Source organism: Mesorhizobium sp. USDA 3734 (assembly GCF_056279665.1).
On the sequence record NZ_JBWCCW010000001.1, the window covers coordinates 3040996 to 3058535 of the forward strand.

Consider the following 17540-nt stretch of genomic DNA (forward strand, 5'->3'; position numbering starts at 1 on the left):
AGCGTTGTGTATCAGGCCGCCGGCATCGGGCCGAAGCGGATGCGGAAGCGCCGGTTCTCGCGGCCCTTCTTCTCGATCTTGCCGATGTGGATTTCACCGACTTCGCCGGTGCTTTTGACATGGGTGCCGCCGCAGGGCTGGCTGTCCACCGAAGCATTGTCGCCGATGCAGACCAGGCGGATCTTGCCGGTGCCGACAGGTGGCCGGACGTTCTTGGACTTCACCAGGCCGGGGTTGGCGGCCAGTTCCTCGTCGCTGATCAGCCTGACAAAGATCGGGTGGTCGGCCCGCACCAGTTCCATCAGCCCTGCGGTGACGTCCTCCTTGGTGAAGCCGGCATCCGGAGCGTCGAAGTCGACACGGCTGTCGTCTTCTGAAACCGAAGCACCCGTGATCGGGAATGGGCAGACGACGGTGAGCAGATGGCAGGCAGCATGCATGCGCATCAAAAGGTGCCGCCGCTCCCAGTCGATGGCGAGTTTCATCCGCTCACCGACCTGTGGCACCGCTTGCTCCGGCGCCGGCACATGGATGATCTCGTCCTTGGTCTCGCCGGTAATGGTGGCGGCGATGGCGATGCGGCTGCCGTCGCCGCGCTCCAAGGCGCCCGTATCGCCCGGCTGGCCGCCTGACGTGGCGTAGAAGATCGTCTGGTCGAGAATGATGCCGCCACGATCGTTGACGGCAACAACCGTCGCATCCGCCGTGCGCAGATACGCATCGTCGCGAAACAGGGCATCCGTCCTGTACGCCATCAGGCGACTTTCTCGAACGGCACCGAAATTGTGCTGCGCTGCTCCATCCAGCCGGGCACCGGCAGCTGCTTCTCGCGCAGGAATTCCGGATTGAACAGCTTCGACTGATAGCGCGTGCCGTAATCACAAAGAATGGTCACGATGGTGTGGCCGGGGCCCAATTCCCTGGCCAGGCGGATCGCGCCGGCAATGTTGATGCCGGTCGAGCCGCCGACGCAAAGGCCTTCTTCCTGGATCAGGTCGAAGACGATCGGCAGCGCATCCTCGTCGGGGATCTGGAACGAAAAGTCCGGCGTGAACCCTTCGAGATTGGCGGTGATGCGCCCCTGTCCGATGCCTTCCGTGATCGAGCTGCCTTCGGACTTCAGCTCGCCGCTGGTGTAGAAGGAGTAAAGCGCGGCCCCCAGGGGATCGGCGAGCGCGATCTTCACATCCTTGCTTTTCGCCTTCAGCCCGAAGGCGACGCCGGCCAGCGTTCCGCCCGAACCGACCGCCGAGACAAAGCCATCGACCTTGCCGCCGGTCTGGTTCCAGATTTCCTCCGCCGTGGTTCGAATATGGCCGTCACGGTTGGCGACATTGTCGAACTGGTTGGCCCAGATGGCGCCGTTCGGCTCGGACCTTGCCAACTGCGCGGCCAGCCGCCCCGACAGTTTCACGTAATTGTTGGGATTCTTGTAGGGCACGGCAGGCACTTCAATCAGCTCGGCGCCGAGCAGTTTGATCGTGTCCTTCTTTTCCTGGCTCTGTGTGTCGGGAATGACGATGACGGTGCGGTATCCAAGCGCCTTGGCGACCAGCGTCAGCCCGATGCCCGTGTTGCCGGCCGTCCCTTCGACGATGACGCCGCCCGGCTTCAGCAGCCCGCGCTGCTCGGCGTCGCGGATGATGAACAGACCGGCGCGATCCTTGACCGACTGGCCCGGATTCATGAATTCGGCCTTGCCCAGGATCTCGCAACCGGTTTGTTCAGAAGCTTTGTTGAGGCGGATCAGAGGCGTGTTGCCGATCGCGTCGATCACAGAACGGGGCATTCAGGATTCCTTGTGTGCGTGCGCCGAAACCCTAGAAACCCGAAGCTTCGGTTTCAAGGCAAGAATTTGTCTGGTCCAGTCGCATTTGCGGCACTGTAGTTGCGTCAACGCTTCCCGAGACAGACCTCTTGCGCCACTGTTCATTTCCAGCTGACGTTGAAAAGCGGCTTTTCATTCGATTTCTTCCTCGCTAGAGCAAATCACCAACAAGTCGACAGGGCGCAGCATGACACTCTATCGGGCCAACCCGAAGCACGGCGTCGCCTGGATCACAGGCGGCTCAAGCGGCATCGGCCGAGCGCTGGCCAGGGATCTAGCGTCCCAGGGCTATGCCGTGGCGGTGACAGCGCTCGACGACGATCCGATCGACACGCTTGTCGTCGAGACCGCGCAGATGCCGGGCAGTGTCACGGCCTTTCCCTGCGACGTCACCGACGAGCCGCGAATGGCAAGAACCGTCGCCGCGATCGAGAAGGAGCTCGGTCCCATCGTGCTCGCCGTCTTCAATGCCGGGAACTACATATCGACGCCGGGCGAAAATCTGGTCGTCAACGATTTTCGCCGGACCTTCGAGGTCAACTATTTCGGCATTATCAATGGCCTGGTGCCCGTCATCGAACGCATGCGTGTGCGGGCGCGCGGCCATGTCGTGCTGGTCGGCTCCGTCACGTCCTATTTCGGCTGGCCGACAACGGCCGCCTATGGCGGCACCAAGGCGGCAATCAACATCCTGGCCGAGTCGCTGAAGTATGATTTCGACAAGATGAACGTGCGCATCCAGGTGTTCAATCCTGGCTTCATCGACACCCCGCTGACCGAGAAGAACATGCTGCCGATGCCGGGACTGATGCCGGTCAGCCGCGCGTCGCGCCGCATGGCGCGAGGCATCAAGTCCGGCGGCTTCGAAGTCACCTTCCCGCGCCGGACAAGCTGGCCCCTGAAACTGCTCAGCCTGCTGCCGAGGCCGCTGTGCAGAGGGGTGATCAGCCTGACGACCAGCTGGAAGGCGCGGCCGCTGCACTACGACCGCAAGCCACCAATCGAATAGATACCCCTTTTCAGGCCGGCGTTGCCTGTTGGTGGCCGCCGCCATAGGTTGAGATAGTGTTGCGTGGAGTCTGCGATGGGGCGACGGATCGTGCTTGCTGTGCTGGGCCTTGTCGCCATCCTCGCACTGGCCTTCGTGTTCGGCCCACGCGTTCCCGTCGACACAACGATCCGTTTCGATCCCTCGGTCATCGGCGACGATCCGCAGGCCTATGTGGCAAAGGTGGAAACCGCTGTACCCGGAATCCGCGACGGGCTGGAGAAGGAGATCGTCTGGGCCAATCCGATGGTGCATGCCAGGACGCCGCTGTCGATCGTCTACATCCACGGCTTTTCCGCATCGAAGGGTGAGGTCCGCCCGCTGCCCGACGACGTGGCCGACCAGCTCGACGCCAATCTCTTCTATACCCGCCTTACCGGTCATGGGCAGGACGGCGCGGCGATGACGCAAGGCAGCATCAATGCCTGGATCAACGACTATGAGGAAGCGATCGCCGTCGGCCGGGCGATCGGCGACAAGGTGATCGTCATCTGCACCTCGACCGGCGGCTCACTGGCGGTATGGGCGGCAACGCAGCCGGGTGCATCGGACGGGGTGGCGGCGATCGCGTTCATCTCGCCGAATTTCGGCGTGAAGGCGTCCGGCGCCGAGATCCTGACCATGCCATGGGGCAAACAGATCGCCAGGCTGGTGGCCGGCAAGGAACACAGCTTCGTGCCACGCAACGCGCTGCATGAAAAATTCTGGACCACCCGCTACCCGATCGAGGCGACCTTGCCGATGCAGGCGCTGACCGAGCTTGCCTATGGCGCACCGGTTGAGAAGGCGACCATCCCTGCCCTGTTCATCTTTTCGGATTCGGACAAAGTGGTGCGGCCCGACCGCACCCGCGAGATTGCCGGACGCTGGGGCGCGCCGCATGAACTGGTTCCGGTCGACGACACGGGCGACCCGGACAATCACGTCATCGCCGGCGACGCGCTGTCGCCATCGACCACGGAATTTCTGGCGCAAAGGATTGCCGTCTGGGTCGAGGCGGTGGTCAAGTAAGCAGACGAAAAAAGGGCGACCGAAGCATCGCTTCGGCCGCCCTTTCCTTGGTCTGTCTCGGCAATCAGCCAGGCTGAGCCTGACTGATTACAACGCGGTCTGGCTTACGCCGCCCGCGCCGCCGGACGCTTGCCGCCGAAGCGGCGCTTGTTGTTGCCTTTGAAGGCAGGCTTGGCGCCTTCCGGCTTGCGTTCGCCAGCGAAGGCCGGCTTGTCGCCGAAGCGTTTCTTGGCAAAGCCGTTGCCTTTGTTCTCGCCGCCGGGCCGCCTGCCGTCGCGACGACCATTGCGGTCGTTGCGATCATTGGCCGGCTCGAAGCGCTCGTTCTTTTCAGCCGGATTGCGCTGCGGATCGGGGCTGCCGAGATGGTCGGCAACGATCGGCAGCTTGGTGCGGATGATGCGCTCGACCTGGCGCAGCTTGCTGTTCTCGGAAGGATCGCAAAGCGTGATCGCGATGCCGTCCATGCCGTTGCGGCCGGTGCGGCCGATGCGGTGAACGTAGCTTTCCGCTTCGTCCGGCAGGTCGAAATTCACGACATGGCTGATGCCGGGCACGTCGATGCCACGCGCCGCAATGTCGGTCGCCACCAGAATGCGCACCGAACCCTCGCGGAAATCGTTGAGCGCCTTCTGGCGGGCATTCTGCGACTTGTTGCCATGGATGACGGCGGCCTTGAAGCCGTCGCGCTCGAGGTCCTTGGTCACCCTATCGGCACCATGCTTGGTGCGCGAAAAGATGATGACGGACTTCATCGCCTCATCGGCAAGCATTGTCGACAGCACCTGGCGCTTCTGCTTGGTGCGGGCAAAGACGACGCCCTGCACGATCTCGGCCGCCGCCGTGCTTTGCGGCGCAACTTCGACACGGATCGGGTTCTTCAAGAGGCCCTTGGCCAGTTCGGCTATTTCATTGGGCATGGTCGCCGAGAACAGCACCGTCTGACGATCGGGCGCGGTCGCCTTGGCGATGCGCTTGACGTCGTTGATGAAGCCCATGTCGAGCATGCGGTCGCCTTCGTCGAGCACCAGCCATTTGGTGTCGGCAAGCACGAGGTCGCCCTCGCGCACCAGGTCGGTCAACCGACCGGGCGTGGCGATCAGGATGTCGACGCCGGGAGCAACCTTCTTCACCTGGCTGAAGCGGGAGACGCCGCCGAGCACGAGCGCAGTCGAGACATGAGCGCCCTTGGCGAGGATCTTGATCGTGTCTTCGATCTGCACGGCGAGTTCGCGCGTCGGCGCCAGAATCAGCGCACGCGCCGTCTTCGGCCGGCGCTTGGTGCCGAGTGCAATGATCTTCGACAGGATCGGCAGCGCGAAGGCCGCGGTCTTGCCCGAGCCGGTCTGGGCGATGCCGAAAATGTCACGGCCTTCCATCTGCGGCGGGATCGCCTGCGCCTGGATAGGCTTCGGTTCGGTGAAACCGGCGGCATGGGTGGCCTTGAGCAGCGCACCCGTAATACCCAGTGCCGCGAAACCGGTGAGTTCCGCAGTGTTGCTACCGGGTAAAGTGTTTTCGTTGGTCAAAATAATCTTCTTTCACGCGGCTTCTGGCCGCAAACATCGATGGCGACAGGGCGCAACCTGCCGTCGAAAATTTGATATGGAACGACAAGGCGGGCGGACGGTAACGTCCACTCGGCTGCGCTGTCGTGCCCGCAGGCATCATGCCACGGGGCTTTTTCGCCGCTTTGTGATGTACCGGAAAGAGGGCCGATATACCGGAAAGAGGGAAAACAGACGCAACCAGTCTCATTCGTCGAGAAGGCCGGATTCGTTCCCGGCCCAAGCGCCTATGGGCTGCATATGGCTGAGTTCGCCTCGGAATGCAAGGGGCTTCATGTTGCAGCGCAGCAAAAACCCCTGGCGCAAGCGGCGCTTGCGCTCGCTTGCCGGCGCGATTACCACGAAATGCCGCTGGCCTGGGAGGTATCGATGAAAGACGTGCTGAAGGAACTCGAGCGCCGCCGCGACATCGCCCGCATGGGCGGCGGCCAGGCGCGCATCGACGCCCAGCACAAGAAGGGCAAGCTTACCGCGCGCGAACGCATCGAGGTGTTTCTCGACGAGGGCTCGTTCGAGGAATTCGACATGTATGTCGAGCACCGCTCGACCGATTTCGGCATGGAGAAGACGAAGATCGCCGGCGACGGCGTGGTCACCGGCTGGGGCACAGTCAACGGCCGCCCGGTCTATCTCTTCGCCAAGGATTTCACCGTGTTCGGTGGCTCGCTGTCGGAAGCGCATGCCGAGAAGGTCATCAAGGTGCAGGAGATGGCGCTGCGCAACCGCGCGCCGATCATCGGCCTCTATGACGCCGGCGGCGCGCGCATCCAGGAAGGCGTGGCGGCACTCGGCGGCTACGCCGAGATCTTTCAGCGCAACGTGCTTGCCTCCGGCGTCATTCCGCAGATTTCCGTCATCATGGGGCCTTGCGCCGGCGGCGACGTCTATTCGCCTGCCATGACCGACTTCATCTTCATGGTGCGCGACACCTCCTACATGTTCGTCACCGGGCCCGATGTGGTGAAGACCGTGACCAACGAGACGGTGACCGCCGAGAGCCTTGGCGGTGCCTCCGTCCACACGACGAAATCCTCGATTGCCGACGGCGCCTATGACAATGACGTCGAGGCGCTGCTGCAGATGCGCCGGCTGGTCGACCTGCTGCCGGCTTCCAACACATCGGAGCTTCCCGAGATCGAATGCTACCAGTCGGTCACCGACCATGATCTGTCGCTCGACCGGCTGATTCCCGACAACGCCAACAAGCCCTACGACATCAAGGAACTGATCATGAAGGTCGCCGACGAAGGCGACTTCTTCGAGATCCAGCAGAATTTCGCCAAAAACATCGTCACCGGCTTCGGACGCGTCGAGGGCCGCACGGTCGGCTTCGTCGCCAACCAGCCGATGATGCTGGCCGGCGTGCTCGATTCGGACGCCAGCCGCAAGGCGGCGCGGTTCGTGCGCTTCTGCGACTGTTTTTCTATTCCCATCGTCACCTTCGTCGACGTTCCCGGCTTCCTGCCCGGCACCGCGCAGGAATATGGCGGGCTGATCAAGCACGGCGCGAAACTCCTGTTCGCCTATGCCGAGGCCACCGTGCCGAAGATCACCGTCATCACCAGAAAAGCCTATGGCGGCGCCTATGACGTGATGGCCTCAAAACATCTGCGTGGCGACATGAACTATGCCTGGCCAACGGCGCAGATCGCGGTAATGGGCGCCAGGGGGGCGGTCGAGATCATCTATCGCAAGGACATCGGTGACGCCGAAAAGATCGCAGCCCATACAAAGGCCTACGAGGATCGCTTCCTGTCGCCCTTCGTCGCCGCCGAACGCGGTTATGTCGATGAGGTGATCATGCCGCACTCGACCCGCCGCCGTATTGCGCGAGCGCTGCGCATGCTGCGCAACAAGGATATGCAGAACCCCTGGAAGAAGCACGACAACATCCCGCTGTGAGACGTCGGCAGCTCATTCCTCTTCCGCCGCGCCGAACCCCGCCCCCATGGTGGCGCGGACAGGGCTGCCCCATGGCGTTGCGTGGTTGTCGATGCGCATCTGGAAGATGAAGTAGGTCGGCGAGCAGAAGCCGATGCCTCTGACCTTGCCGATGCCCGGCGTGTCCGGCGGCAGCGACTGGCACATATAGTCCTCGCGGCAGAAATGATCGGCCGAGCAGGCCGGCCGGTTGCCGCGATTGACGGCGCCGCCAAGGCATTGATCGAAGTTGTTGGTGGCCACGCAGATGTCGAATTTCTTGCCGCCGACCAGGCCGCAGATCTCGTTCGGCATCGGCTTGCCGGCCTTGAAGGCGGCAAATGTACGGTCCTTGTCGTCGCAGCCGCGATAGGCGATTCCGCCGGGCACGCCGATCTTCGGCGGGCGGCAGGTGTAAGCGGTGCGCGAGACCTCCGGTGCGAAGGCCGCGAACTGGCCCGATATGCTGTAGCGGTCGTTGAAAGGCTGCGCCGCGTTGCTGGCGATCGAGCCGGTCAGGCATGGATGCCCGGAAAACATCTTTTCGCTGTCCTTCGGAAGCAGGCACTGCGCCAGTTTGGTGTGCACGCCTGAAGCGGTGGCCAGTGGCGTGCAGACGGTGTCGCCGCCGCATTGCCAGGTCGCGCCGAAGCGGGCGGCGTCTTCCGGCATCAGGCAGGGCATCGCCATCTCGGCCGGTGCGTAGTCGACCGCGCCAGCGTCCGTCCAGGCCGCCGGCGGCGCAAAGGAGAGCGGACGGAAGCGATTCGGCTGCTTGCCTTCGGTCGTGGCGCGAAGCCAGGCCTGGCGGCGCGGAATCTCGGCATGAAGATGCGGCGAAATACCCACCTCGATGCGATTGAGCGGCGACGTCGTCTTGTCGTCGAGCCCGATGAAATGGAAACCGGCGGTGGAACCGGCCTGATGGCAGCCCTGGCAGGCGCCGTTGTCCAGCCGCTCGATCAGCGCTTCCGGCGTGCGCACGAGTTTCAGCGTGGAATAATCGAGCGGTGCGAATTCCTTGGATTGGAATAGTTGCGTAAACGGATGATTGGCCCGCCTTGCACTGCCGAAAGTCGACCATGAGATGATTTTCCTGGCCAGGAACTCGTCGGGGATTTCATAGACGCCTTCGTCGACCGCCGGCAGGTTGGTGCCGACATAGGCGGCGAGCCGTGCCTTCAGCGCCGCGTCCTGCGAGAGCCGTTCGGTATCGGGCGTGTTCTCCAGCGGCTTCTCGCTGATATCAGCACCATCGATGCCGAATATCCGCATGAGATAGGCAGCCTGCCCGCCGAACTCGGTTTCCTGGCCGGAGGGAAAGCGCACCACCTGCGCGTTGAGCTCCAGCTGCTTGAAGGTCAGCCCGGCCTTCTCCAGCGGCCCGCCCGTCAGCCAGCCGGCATCGACGTTCTCGTCAAGCTGGGGCGTCCAGCGCCCGGCAACCCCGACGCAGCCGCCATCGGCATCGGGTGCGGCGCTGTAGACGGCATTGAAATTGAACGGCAGGCGCGATGCCAGCAGCTTGCCGTTTTTGCGAAAACTGTAGGCCAGGCGGTAGATGAAGCGCACCTCGCCGCAGCTCTTGTCGTCCTGCAGCATAGCGAAGTCGCGACGGTCGAGCCGGTTGACGACGCCGACCAGCCGGAAACGCGCGGCATCGGTCTTCAGCCAGCGCATGTCCATGATGCGGCCGACATTGCCGTCGGTGACCTCGTAGAGCGGCCGCCCGCCGGCCTTCATGTCGGCCCGCAGCGCCGCAACATCAGAGGCTACCGTTTCGACGATGGCGTGATAGGCCGGCGTCTCGTCGTAGAGCGTCTTCAGATCGTCCTCGCCGTCGACCCCGAAAACGTCGGCGAAGGCGAAACCCTTGGCATCGAGCGCGGCGAGCACCGCCGGATTATCGACGACGGTCACAGGACCTTCGGCGCGCGCCGTCGATGCCATGAAGGCGCCAAAGAGAGCGGCGAGCAACAGAATCAGGGCGCGGCTCATTGAGCAGCCGTGCGCGCGTCGAAGAGTTCGCGCAACACCGACACCAGCGCCAGCGGCAGATCCTCGGCGATCAGGCCGGGGCCGAACCGGCTGCCGGCTTCGGCATGCAACCACACCGCCGCACAGGTGCCCTCGAAGGGCGGCATGCCTTGCGCCAGCAGACCGGCAATGATGCCCGACAGCACATCGCCTGACCCGGCTGTGGCCAGCCACGGCGCGCCGTTGGAATTGATCGCCGCCATGCCATCAGGCGCAGCAATCACCGTGTCGGCGCCCTTATAGACGATGACCGCATTGGCCCGTGCTGCGGCGGCACGCGCCTTGGCCAGCTTGGACAGGGTCTTGTCCCCGGCGATATCGGGGAACAGTCGGCCGAACTCACCGTCATGCGGTGTCATCACCAGAGTCGGTGCGTTGGGCTGACGGGCGGCTTGGAACAAGACGTCGGGAGCCTCGCGAAACGAAGTGATCGCGTCGGCGTCGAACACAAGGCCTTCGACCCCTGCGGAGGCGTCCTGCGGTCGGCGAGAGCCGAGAAGCGCAAGCGCGAAGGCCCGAGTTCCTTCACCAACACCAAAGCCGGGTCCGAGAACAAAAGCCGACGGCCGACGTTCGCCGACAAACGCCTTGATGTCCTCGACGTCGTCAGTCCTGCGCAGCATGATCGAGGTCAGGTGTGTCGCGTTCACCTGCATGGCATTGGCTGGCGACAGCACGGTGACGGCCCCTGCCCCGCTTCTGGCGGCAGCGAGCGCCGACAGCCGGGCCGCGCCGGTCGCGCTCGGTCCGCCGGAAAAGACGCCGACATGGCCACGCTTGTATTTGTGCGCGTCCACCGCCGGCATGGGAAATTCCTGCAACCACAGGTCCGGCACATTTTCGAAGGTCGACACAGCGAGCTGGGCGATGATGCCGTCGCCGATGCCGATATCGGCGAGCACGATTTCACCGCATTGCCCGCGTCCCGGCAGCAGCAGGTGGCCAGGCTTTTTCCGTGCGAAGGTGACGGTGACCTCGGCGCGAAACGCCCTGCCCAATATTTCGCCGCTGGTTCCTGAAACGCCCGACGGCAGGTCGACCGCGACCACGGGCAGGCGCAGGGCTGTTACGGTATCGACGGCTTTCGCGGCATCGCCGGACAGCGGCTTGGACAGCCCTGCCCCATAGAGCGCGTCGACCACGATCGAGCCAGACCCGGCGTCGAAACCAGACAGCGGCCGGGGCTTGATCGGGCATTCCGCGGCGGCGAGCGCCGCATCGCTTTCCGACCCCGGCGCTCCGGATGCCCAGATCGTTGTGCCGACGCCGCTGGCGGCCAGGATGCGGGCGACGACATAGCCATCGCCGCCATTGTTGCCGGGGCCGCACAGCACATGGACGTGCGTGGCCGAGGGATAACGCTTGAGAACCTCGGCCGCAACCGCCTCACCCGCGCGCCGCATCAGGCCGATGCCGTCGGCTGGACCGGCGACGATCGTCAGCCGATCCGCCTCGCTCATTTCGGCGGGGACAAGAAGTTCGTTGCTCATGGATTGCCGATCCGCATTCGATCAAGCATTGTCCAATTTTCGATCCGAAGCAAACAAAGGGGAGTTGCCGAGATTCGCAGCCATATCGTCGGCATGAGGGCATCGCAGACACAAATTGCCTGAGGGATAGGCAATATGCCTAATTTTTGCGCAGACGTGGGTGCTAGCGCTGTGTAGGCTCCGGCAGCCCATGCCGCTTCCGGTGCAGCGAATGACGCGAATTTGCATCCCGGCGCGGCGCGGCTTTGAAATCGTATGAGACCGCTTCGAATCCGTCCAATTGGCACAGTTCGTGCTAGATGGAGGCGCAAGCGGGGGCTCACAACCCGTTTTTTTGGCAGTGGAGGCCACTTTTTACATGAAAAAGATCGAAGCGATCATCAAGCCATTCAAGCTGGACGAAGTGAAGGAAGCGCTTCAGGAGGCCGGACTGCAGGGCATCACAGTCACCGAAGCAAAAGGCTTCGGTCGCCAGAAGGGTCATACCGAACTCTACCGCGGCGCCGAATATGTCGTCGACTTCCTGCCCAAGGTGAAGATCGAGGTCGTGCTCGGCGATGACGCGGTCGAAGGTGCGATCGAGGCCATCCGCAAGGCGGCCCAGACCGGCCGTATCGGCGACGGCAAGATCTTCGTTTCCAATATCGAGGAAGTTGTGCGAATCCGCACCGGCGAAACGGGCATGGACGCGGTCTGACCTGACCCGGCCATCCTCCTGAAAACGTCATCATCAAAAAACGTCATCAAACAGGGATACATGACATGACGACAGCCAAAGACATCATGAAGCAGATCAAGGACAACGACGTGAAATTCGTCGACCTGCGCTTCACAGACCCGAAGGGCAAGCTGCAGCACGTGACGATGGATGTCATCGAGGTCGAGGAAGACATGTTCGCCGATGGCGTGATGTTCGACGGCTCGTCGATTGCCGGCTGGAAGGCCATCAATGAGTCCGACATGGTGCTGATGCCCGATCCGGAGACGGTCCATATGGACCCGTTCTTCGCGCAGTCGACCATGGTCATCCTGTGCGACATCCTCGATCCGGTTTCGGGTGAATCCTACAACCGCGATCCGCGCGGTACGGCCAAGAAGGCCGAGGCCTACATGAAGGCGGAAGGCATCGGCGACACCATCTATGTCGGCCCGGAAGCCGAGTTCTTCGTTTTCGACGACGTGAAGTACAAGGCCGACCCCTACAACACCGGCTTCAAGCTCGACTCGACCGAACTGCCGTCGAATGACGACACCGACTATGAGACCGGCAATCTCGGCCACCGTCCGCGTGTCAAGGGCGGCTACTTCCCGGTGCCGCCGATCGACAGCGCGCAGGACATGCGCTCCGAAATGCTGACCGTGCTCGCCGAAATGGGCGTGCGTGTGGAAAAGCACCATCACGAGGTGGCGGCTGCCCAGCACGAACTCGGCATCAAGTTCGACGCGCTGGTGCGCAACGCCGACAAGATGCTGATCTACAAATACGTCGTGCACCAGGTCGCCAATGCCTACGGCAAGACGGCGACCTTCATGCCGAAGCCGATCTTCGGCGACAACGGCTCGGGCATGCACGTCCACATGTCGATCTGGAAGAACGGCAAGCCGACCTTCGCCGGCAATGAATATGCCGGCCTGTCGGAAAGCTGCCTGTTCTACATTGGCGGCATCATCAAGCACGCCAAGGCGATCAACGCCTTCACCAATCCGCTGACCAACTCCTACAAGCGTCTGGTGCCGGGTTACGAAGCGCCGGTGCTGCTCGCCTATTCGGCGCGCAACCGCTCGGCGTCCTGCCGCATCCCGTTCGGCTCGTCGCCGAAGGCCAAGCGCGTCGAGGTCCGCTTCCCCGATCCGGGCGCGAACCCCTATCTCGGCTTCGCTGCGCTGCTCATGGCCGGCCTCGACGGCATCAAGAACAAGATCCATCCCGGCCAGCCGATGGACAAGGATCTTTACGACCTTCCGCCGAAGGAACTGAAGAAGATCCCGACCGTCTGCGGTTCGCTGCGTGAGGCGCTGCAGAGCCTCGACAAGGATCGCGGCTTCCTGAAAGCCGGCGGCGTCTTCGACGACGACCAGATCGACAGCTATATCGAGCTGAAGATGGCCGAAGTGATGCGCTTCGAAATGACCCCGCATCCGGTCGAGTACGACATGTACTACTCCGTCTGAGATTCATCTCCGACTAAGATTCAATCCAATATTCAAGCCCTTGAAAGATTTCCCTCTTTCAAGGGCTTTTTGCTGCGCTCAGATGGTCGTGTCTACCGATCGGCCCGCTCGCACGCGCCGGCTGGACATGAGCGTATCTGCGTTGAGTTTTCGACGATCGTGCGGATGCCTCGGTTCGTGAGCGCGCGATCCAATCCGGTGACGTCAGTCCCGGGCTCAGCAAAGTCCGATGGATGGAAAGTGATCATTGTTGGATCACGAACAATGAAGCCAGGAGCGAGCGGAGCACTGTCTCAGGCTACAGTGACCGCTCGTCCGGCGCCCCCGCCAATGCCGCCGTTCAAGAAAACCCCGCCCGTCCGAACAGCATTGCGTGACGTAACCCCAAGGCCTGCGAATACGCATGCTGCACTGCGACCTGTCAACGCCGCCAACCTGGCTGTGGATGGCCGATTTCGTTGCATGAACAGGTGCTTATGGAAGGGTCCTGACCGCAGATAAGCGCTGGAAAAGGCGGTTTTCCGGGCTTTCTGACACGTGATCGCCGGAAACGCACGTGGCGGCGGCCGGACTCCGGCGCGATTTGCGGCCGCCAGAATTGCCTGACTTTTTCTGGGTGCTTTTGGCCCCAGATGCGATCTGTCGGGTGGCGGCAAAAAAGAACCCCGACCTGTGAACTGGCCCCCGAAGGTTGCGTCCAACTTTCGGGGGTCAGTTCAATGCCGGGGCTTTCTTGTCATCTATACCGAAATGCTTACGCGGCGGCCGAAACCTGGGCGCTTGCCGGCACCGACGCGATCGTCTTCAGTATCTGGGAGGCGATCTGGTAGGGGTCGCCCTGTGAGTTCGGACGGCGGTCTTCCAGATAGCCCTTGTAGTCGCTCTTGATGAAGGAATGCGGCACGCGGATCGAGGCGCCACGGTCGGCGATGCCATAGGAGAACCTGTTCCACGGCGCGGTCTCGTGCTTGCCGGTCAAGCGCTTGTCGTTGTCGGGACCGTAGACGGCGATGTGATCCATCAGGTTCTTGTCGAAGGCCGCCATCAGCGCTTCGAAATAGGCTTTGCCGCCGACTTCGCGCATATAAGCGGTCGAGAAGTTGGCGTGCATGCCCGAACCGTTCCAGTCGGTGTCGCCGAGCGGCTTGCAGTGATATTCGATGTCGATGCCGTATTTCTCGGTCAGGCGCTGCATCAAATAGCGGGCCATCCACATCTGGTCGGCAGCCTTCTTGGAGCCCTTGCCGAAAATCTGGAATTCCCACTGGCCCTTGGCCACTTCGGCGTTGATGCCTTCGTGGTTGATGCCGGCGGCGAGACAGAGATCGAGATGCTCCTCGACGATCTGGCGTGCGACGGAGCCGACATTGGAATAGCCGACGCCGGTGTAGTACGGGCCCTGCGGTGCGGGATAGCCGCTCTCGGGGAAGCCGAGCGGGCGGCCGTCCTTATAGAAGAAGTATTCCTGCTCGAAGCCGAACCAGGCGCCCTCGTCATCGAGGATGGTGGCGCGCTTGTTGGAGGCATGCGGCGTGACACCATCGGGCATCATGACTTCGCACATGACGAGCACGCCGTTGGTGCGGGCGGGATCCGGATAGACCGCGACCGGCTTCAGCACGCAGTCGGAGCTGTGGCCTTCGGCCTGCTGGGTCGAGGAACCATCGAAGCCCCACAGCGGCAGCTGCTCGAGATCAGGGAATTCGGCGAATTCCTTGATCTGCGTCTTGCCGCGAAGGTTGGGGACCGGGGTGTATCCATCGAGCCAAATGTACTCGAGCTTGTATTTCGTCATTCTAGCCTCTCGTTGCTTGATCACCGAACACTGAACGGCGTCGACATGCGTCTGCCATCAGCAGCCGGCCCTGCCGGATCCTTAAAATGCAATTCGCGTGCCACTCTTGGCCTGGAGGGTGCGGCAAAATTGACGTGGCACTCGCTTGAAGTTGGCAAGCCGCCTAAACAATGCGTTCGGATCGATCACAGCCGCAATACGCACAAATATTAGGCAAATACTGATCTTTTCGTGGGCATATTGCCTAACTTGATTGCAGACCTTATCTTCGGATCAAGTTGAATCGACAAGCTTCGGCAGAAGAAAGGAGCCCGACAATGGAAATCATTTCCACGCGACCGTCGGCCAAAATTCTGATGTTCCCGGCAGCAGCGCGCGTCGCTGCCTCAAATTTGAGCGGCAAGGCTAAGTTTGCGGCAGAGCTTGCCTCGCTGCGCGGTGTGCGGACGGATTTCGGCGACGGCTGGTATCACGATGCGGCCATCGAGGAAGAGACCCAGGGCCACAAGAGCTGACAACAGGGGCAATCGGCCCTCATCAACGAATTGGCCTGAAAAGAAAAAGCCCGGCGCGATTGCTCGCGCCGGGCTTTCTTTTGAACGCCGGGGCTGCCTATTCCTTGGCGTGCAGGTCAGTGCCAAGCGTGTCCTTGACGAAGATCATGCCGATGACCAGCGTTATCGCCGCGATCACCACCGGATACCAAAGGCCGTAGTAGATGTCGCCTTTGTAGGCACTGAGCGCGAACACCGTGGCCGGCAGCAGGCCGCCGAACCAACCATTGCCGATGTGATAGGGCAGCGACATGCCGGTGTAGCGAATGCGGGTCGGGAACATCTCGACCAGGATCGCCGCGATCGGCCCGTACACCATGGTCACGAACAGGATCAAGATGAACAGGATGCCGATCGTCATTGGCCAGTTCACGGCCGCCGGATCGGCGAACATGGCGAACGCGCCGCCGCCCGGAATATTGTAGACGGTCACTTCGGGTGCGCCCGCTGCCTCGTCGGTGGTCAGCAGCTTGTCCTTGACCGCCTGGTCGATCGGCACCGTCGCCTTCTCACCGGCGCGGATGGCGGCGGCGTCCAGCTTCAGTTCCGGGTTGGCGGCGACAAACGCGTCGAGCTTCTGGTCCGCAACCTTGATTGCCGCGCGCTTCAGCGGATAGCCGCCGTCCCGCAACGATATGTTGACGGCTTTCACGAAGGCTGCGTCCTTGGCCTTGGCCTGATCGCCAGCGGCGACAGCGTCGTAAGAGTCCACCGACTCGTTGCCGATCTTGACCGATGCGGGTGTTCCGGCCACGGCCGTCGACACCACATCATAGGGAACCGAGTTCTTGGTCAGGAACGAAGTCGCGATATCGCAGGATGTCGTGAACTTCGCCGTGCCGACCGGATTGAACTGGAACTTGCAGTCGCCAGGTGCAGCCGTCACCGTCGCCCGCGTGTTCTGCTGGGCCGTGGCAAGCGCCGGATTGGCAGCCCAGGTCAGCGCCTTGAACAGCGGGAAGGTGCAGACAATCGCCAAGGCAAGGCCCGCCATGATGATTGGCTTGCGGCCGATCTTGTCGGAGAGCCAACCGAAGACGACAAAGAAGATCGAACCGATCGCCAGTGCGATGGCGATCATGATGTTGACCGACTGCGCATCGACCTTGAGCACGTTGGTCAGGAAGAACAGCGCGTAGAACTGGCCGTTGTACCAGACCACGGCCTGGCCGGCGGTGAGGCCGAGCAGCGCCAGGATGGCGATCTTGGCATTCTTCCACTGGCCAAAGGCTTCCGAAAGTGGCGCCTTGGAGCCCTTGCCTTCGTCCTTCATCTTCTGGAAGGTCGGGGACTCGGAGAGAGACAGCCGGATCCAGACTGAAACGGCGAGCAGCAGGAAGGAGACGATGAAAGGAATGCGCCAACCCCAGGCGGCGTAGCTTTCCTTGCTCAGTGATGCCTGCACGATCAGGATGACGATCAGTGACAGGAACAGGCCGAGCGTCGCCGTCGTCTGGATCCATGACGTGTAGAAGCCGCGGCGGTCGTTGGGAGCATGCTCTGCGACATAGGTCGCCGCGCCACCATATTCACCACCGAGCGCCAGGCCCTGCAGCATGCGCAGGATAATCAGGATCACGGGAGCAGCGATGCCCAAGGTCGCATAACCAGGCAGCAAGCCGACCAGGAAGGTCGACAGGCCCATGATCGTCATGGTGACGAGGAAGGTATATTTACGGCCGACAAGGTCGCCGATGCGGCCGAACAGCAGCGCGCCGAACGGACGCACCAGGAAGCCTGCGGCGAAAGCCAGCAGCGCGAAGATGTTGCGAGTCGCTTCCGGGATGGTTGGACTGAAAAACGTCGAACCAATGAACACTGCCAGCGAGCCGTAGAGATAGAAATCATACCATTCGAAAACGGTGCCGAGCGAGGAAGCGAAGATGACTTTCTTCTCCTCCCGCGTCATGCCGCGGCTTGCTCCGCCGGCGGTCGATGCGATTGCCATTGAGTTGTCCTCCCGTGAGACCCTTGTCCTCGATGCTGCGGGTCAATGTCCGTGTTCTCCTCCGAACGCGGACTCAAGCAGCCATCACGGAAAAAATGACAGAAAGCGCCCGGCAAAGGCAGCGCGTCTTTGGGATTATGACTTTGGTATTAGGTGCGCTGCGGGATGA

The 17540-nt window shown here is 62.1% G+C and carries 13 protein-coding genes; 6 read left to right on the forward strand and 7 right to left on the reverse strand.

All coding sequences use genetic code 11. From position 1 onward, the window contains the following. Window positions 1-11: 11 nt before the first annotated feature. A complete protein-coding gene (locus tag ACZ89F_RS14615; protein ID WP_476092585.1) occupies window positions 12-755 on the reverse strand; it encodes an alanyl-tRNA editing protein in 744 nt (247 codons plus the stop codon). Further along, a complete protein-coding gene (locus ACZ89F_RS14620) occupies window positions 755-1789 on the reverse strand; it encodes a cysteine synthase A (protein WP_476092587.1) in 1035 nt (344 codons plus the stop codon). The genes ACZ89F_RS14615 and ACZ89F_RS14620 overlap by 1 nt, the downstream gene beginning before the upstream one ends. Before the next feature lie 226 nt (window positions 1790-2015). Here ACZ89F_RS14620 and ACZ89F_RS14625 point away from each other — a divergent pair, with 226 nt between their 5' ends. Together ACZ89F_RS14625 and ACZ89F_RS14630 are read left to right on the forward strand one after the other, a co-directional pair. Then, window positions 2016-2837, forward strand: coding sequence for an SDR family oxidoreductase (locus ACZ89F_RS14625; protein ID WP_476092588.1), 822 nt, complete (start codon window positions 2016-2018; stop codon window positions 2835-2837). A gap of 75 nt (window positions 2838-2912) precedes the next feature. Then, complete coding sequence (locus ACZ89F_RS14630) at window positions 2913-3887, forward strand: alpha/beta hydrolase (protein ID WP_476092589.1); 975 nt, start codon at window positions 2913-2915, stop codon at window positions 3885-3887. A 104-nt stretch (window positions 3888-3991) separates the two neighbouring features. On the opposite strand, the gene ACZ89F_RS14635 is transcribed toward ACZ89F_RS14630, so the two are convergent. After that, complete coding sequence (locus ACZ89F_RS14635) at window positions 3992-5416, reverse strand: DEAD/DEAH box helicase (protein WP_476092591.1); 1425 nt, start codon at window positions 5414-5416, stop codon at window positions 3992-3994. A 408-nt stretch (window positions 5417-5824) separates the two neighbouring features. Here ACZ89F_RS14635 and ACZ89F_RS14640 point away from each other — a divergent pair, with 408 nt between their 5' ends. Then, on the forward strand, window positions 5825-7357 hold the full coding sequence (locus ACZ89F_RS14640; protein WP_476097288.1) for an acyl-CoA carboxylase subunit beta: 1533 nt from the start codon (window positions 5825-5827) through the stop codon (window positions 7355-7357). A 12-nt stretch (window positions 7358-7369) separates the two neighbouring features. Here ACZ89F_RS14640 and ACZ89F_RS14645 read toward each other — a convergent pair whose 3' ends face one another. After that, window positions 7370-9373, reverse strand: a complete 2004-nt coding sequence (locus tag ACZ89F_RS14645; RefSeq protein ID WP_476092592.1) for a hypothetical protein — start codon at window positions 9371-9373, stop codon at window positions 7370-7372. Further along, the gene (locus tag ACZ89F_RS14650; RefSeq protein ID WP_476092594.1) at window positions 9370-10902 is read right to left on the reverse strand and encodes an NAD(P)H-hydrate dehydratase; all 1533 of its coding nucleotides are present in this window, start codon (window positions 10900-10902) and stop codon (window positions 9370-9372) included. Before ACZ89F_RS14650 ends, ACZ89F_RS14645 begins: the two co-directional genes overlap by 4 nt. 358 nt (window positions 10903-11260) lie before the next feature. Between ACZ89F_RS14650 and ACZ89F_RS14655 the strand changes: the two genes are divergently transcribed. Both ACZ89F_RS14655 and glnA read left to right on the forward strand, forming a co-directional pair. Next, window positions 11261-11599 (forward strand): P-II family nitrogen regulator, encoded by a 339-nt coding sequence (locus tag ACZ89F_RS14655; protein WP_006205430.1) that lies wholly within the window; start codon window positions 11261-11263, stop codon window positions 11597-11599. A 65-nt stretch (window positions 11600-11664) separates the two neighbouring features. Continuing rightward, a complete protein-coding gene (gene glnA, locus ACZ89F_RS14660) occupies window positions 11665-13074 on the forward strand; it encodes a type I glutamate--ammonia ligase (RefSeq protein ID WP_476092596.1) in 1410 nt (469 codons plus the stop codon). Window positions 13075-13828: 754 nt separating this feature from the next. Here the strand turns inward: glnA and ACZ89F_RS14665 are convergent. After that, complete coding sequence (locus ACZ89F_RS14665; RefSeq protein WP_127260164.1) at window positions 13829-14869, reverse strand: glutamine synthetase beta-grasp domain-containing protein; 1041 nt, start codon at window positions 14867-14869, stop codon at window positions 13829-13831. Between the two features lie 317 nt (window positions 14870-15186). Between ACZ89F_RS14665 and ACZ89F_RS14670 the strand changes: the two genes are divergently transcribed. Beyond that, entirely contained in the window at window positions 15187-15384 is a 198-nt protein-coding gene (locus ACZ89F_RS14670; RefSeq protein WP_476092598.1) for a DUF2735 domain-containing protein, read from the forward strand. A gap of 97 nt (window positions 15385-15481) precedes the next feature. Here the strand turns inward: ACZ89F_RS14670 and ACZ89F_RS14675 are convergent, their stop codons facing one another. Beyond that, window positions 15482-17371, reverse strand: a complete 1890-nt coding sequence (locus tag ACZ89F_RS14675; RefSeq protein WP_476092599.1) for an MFS transporter — start codon at window positions 17369-17371, stop codon at window positions 15482-15484. Window positions 17372-17540: the final 169 nt, after the last annotated feature.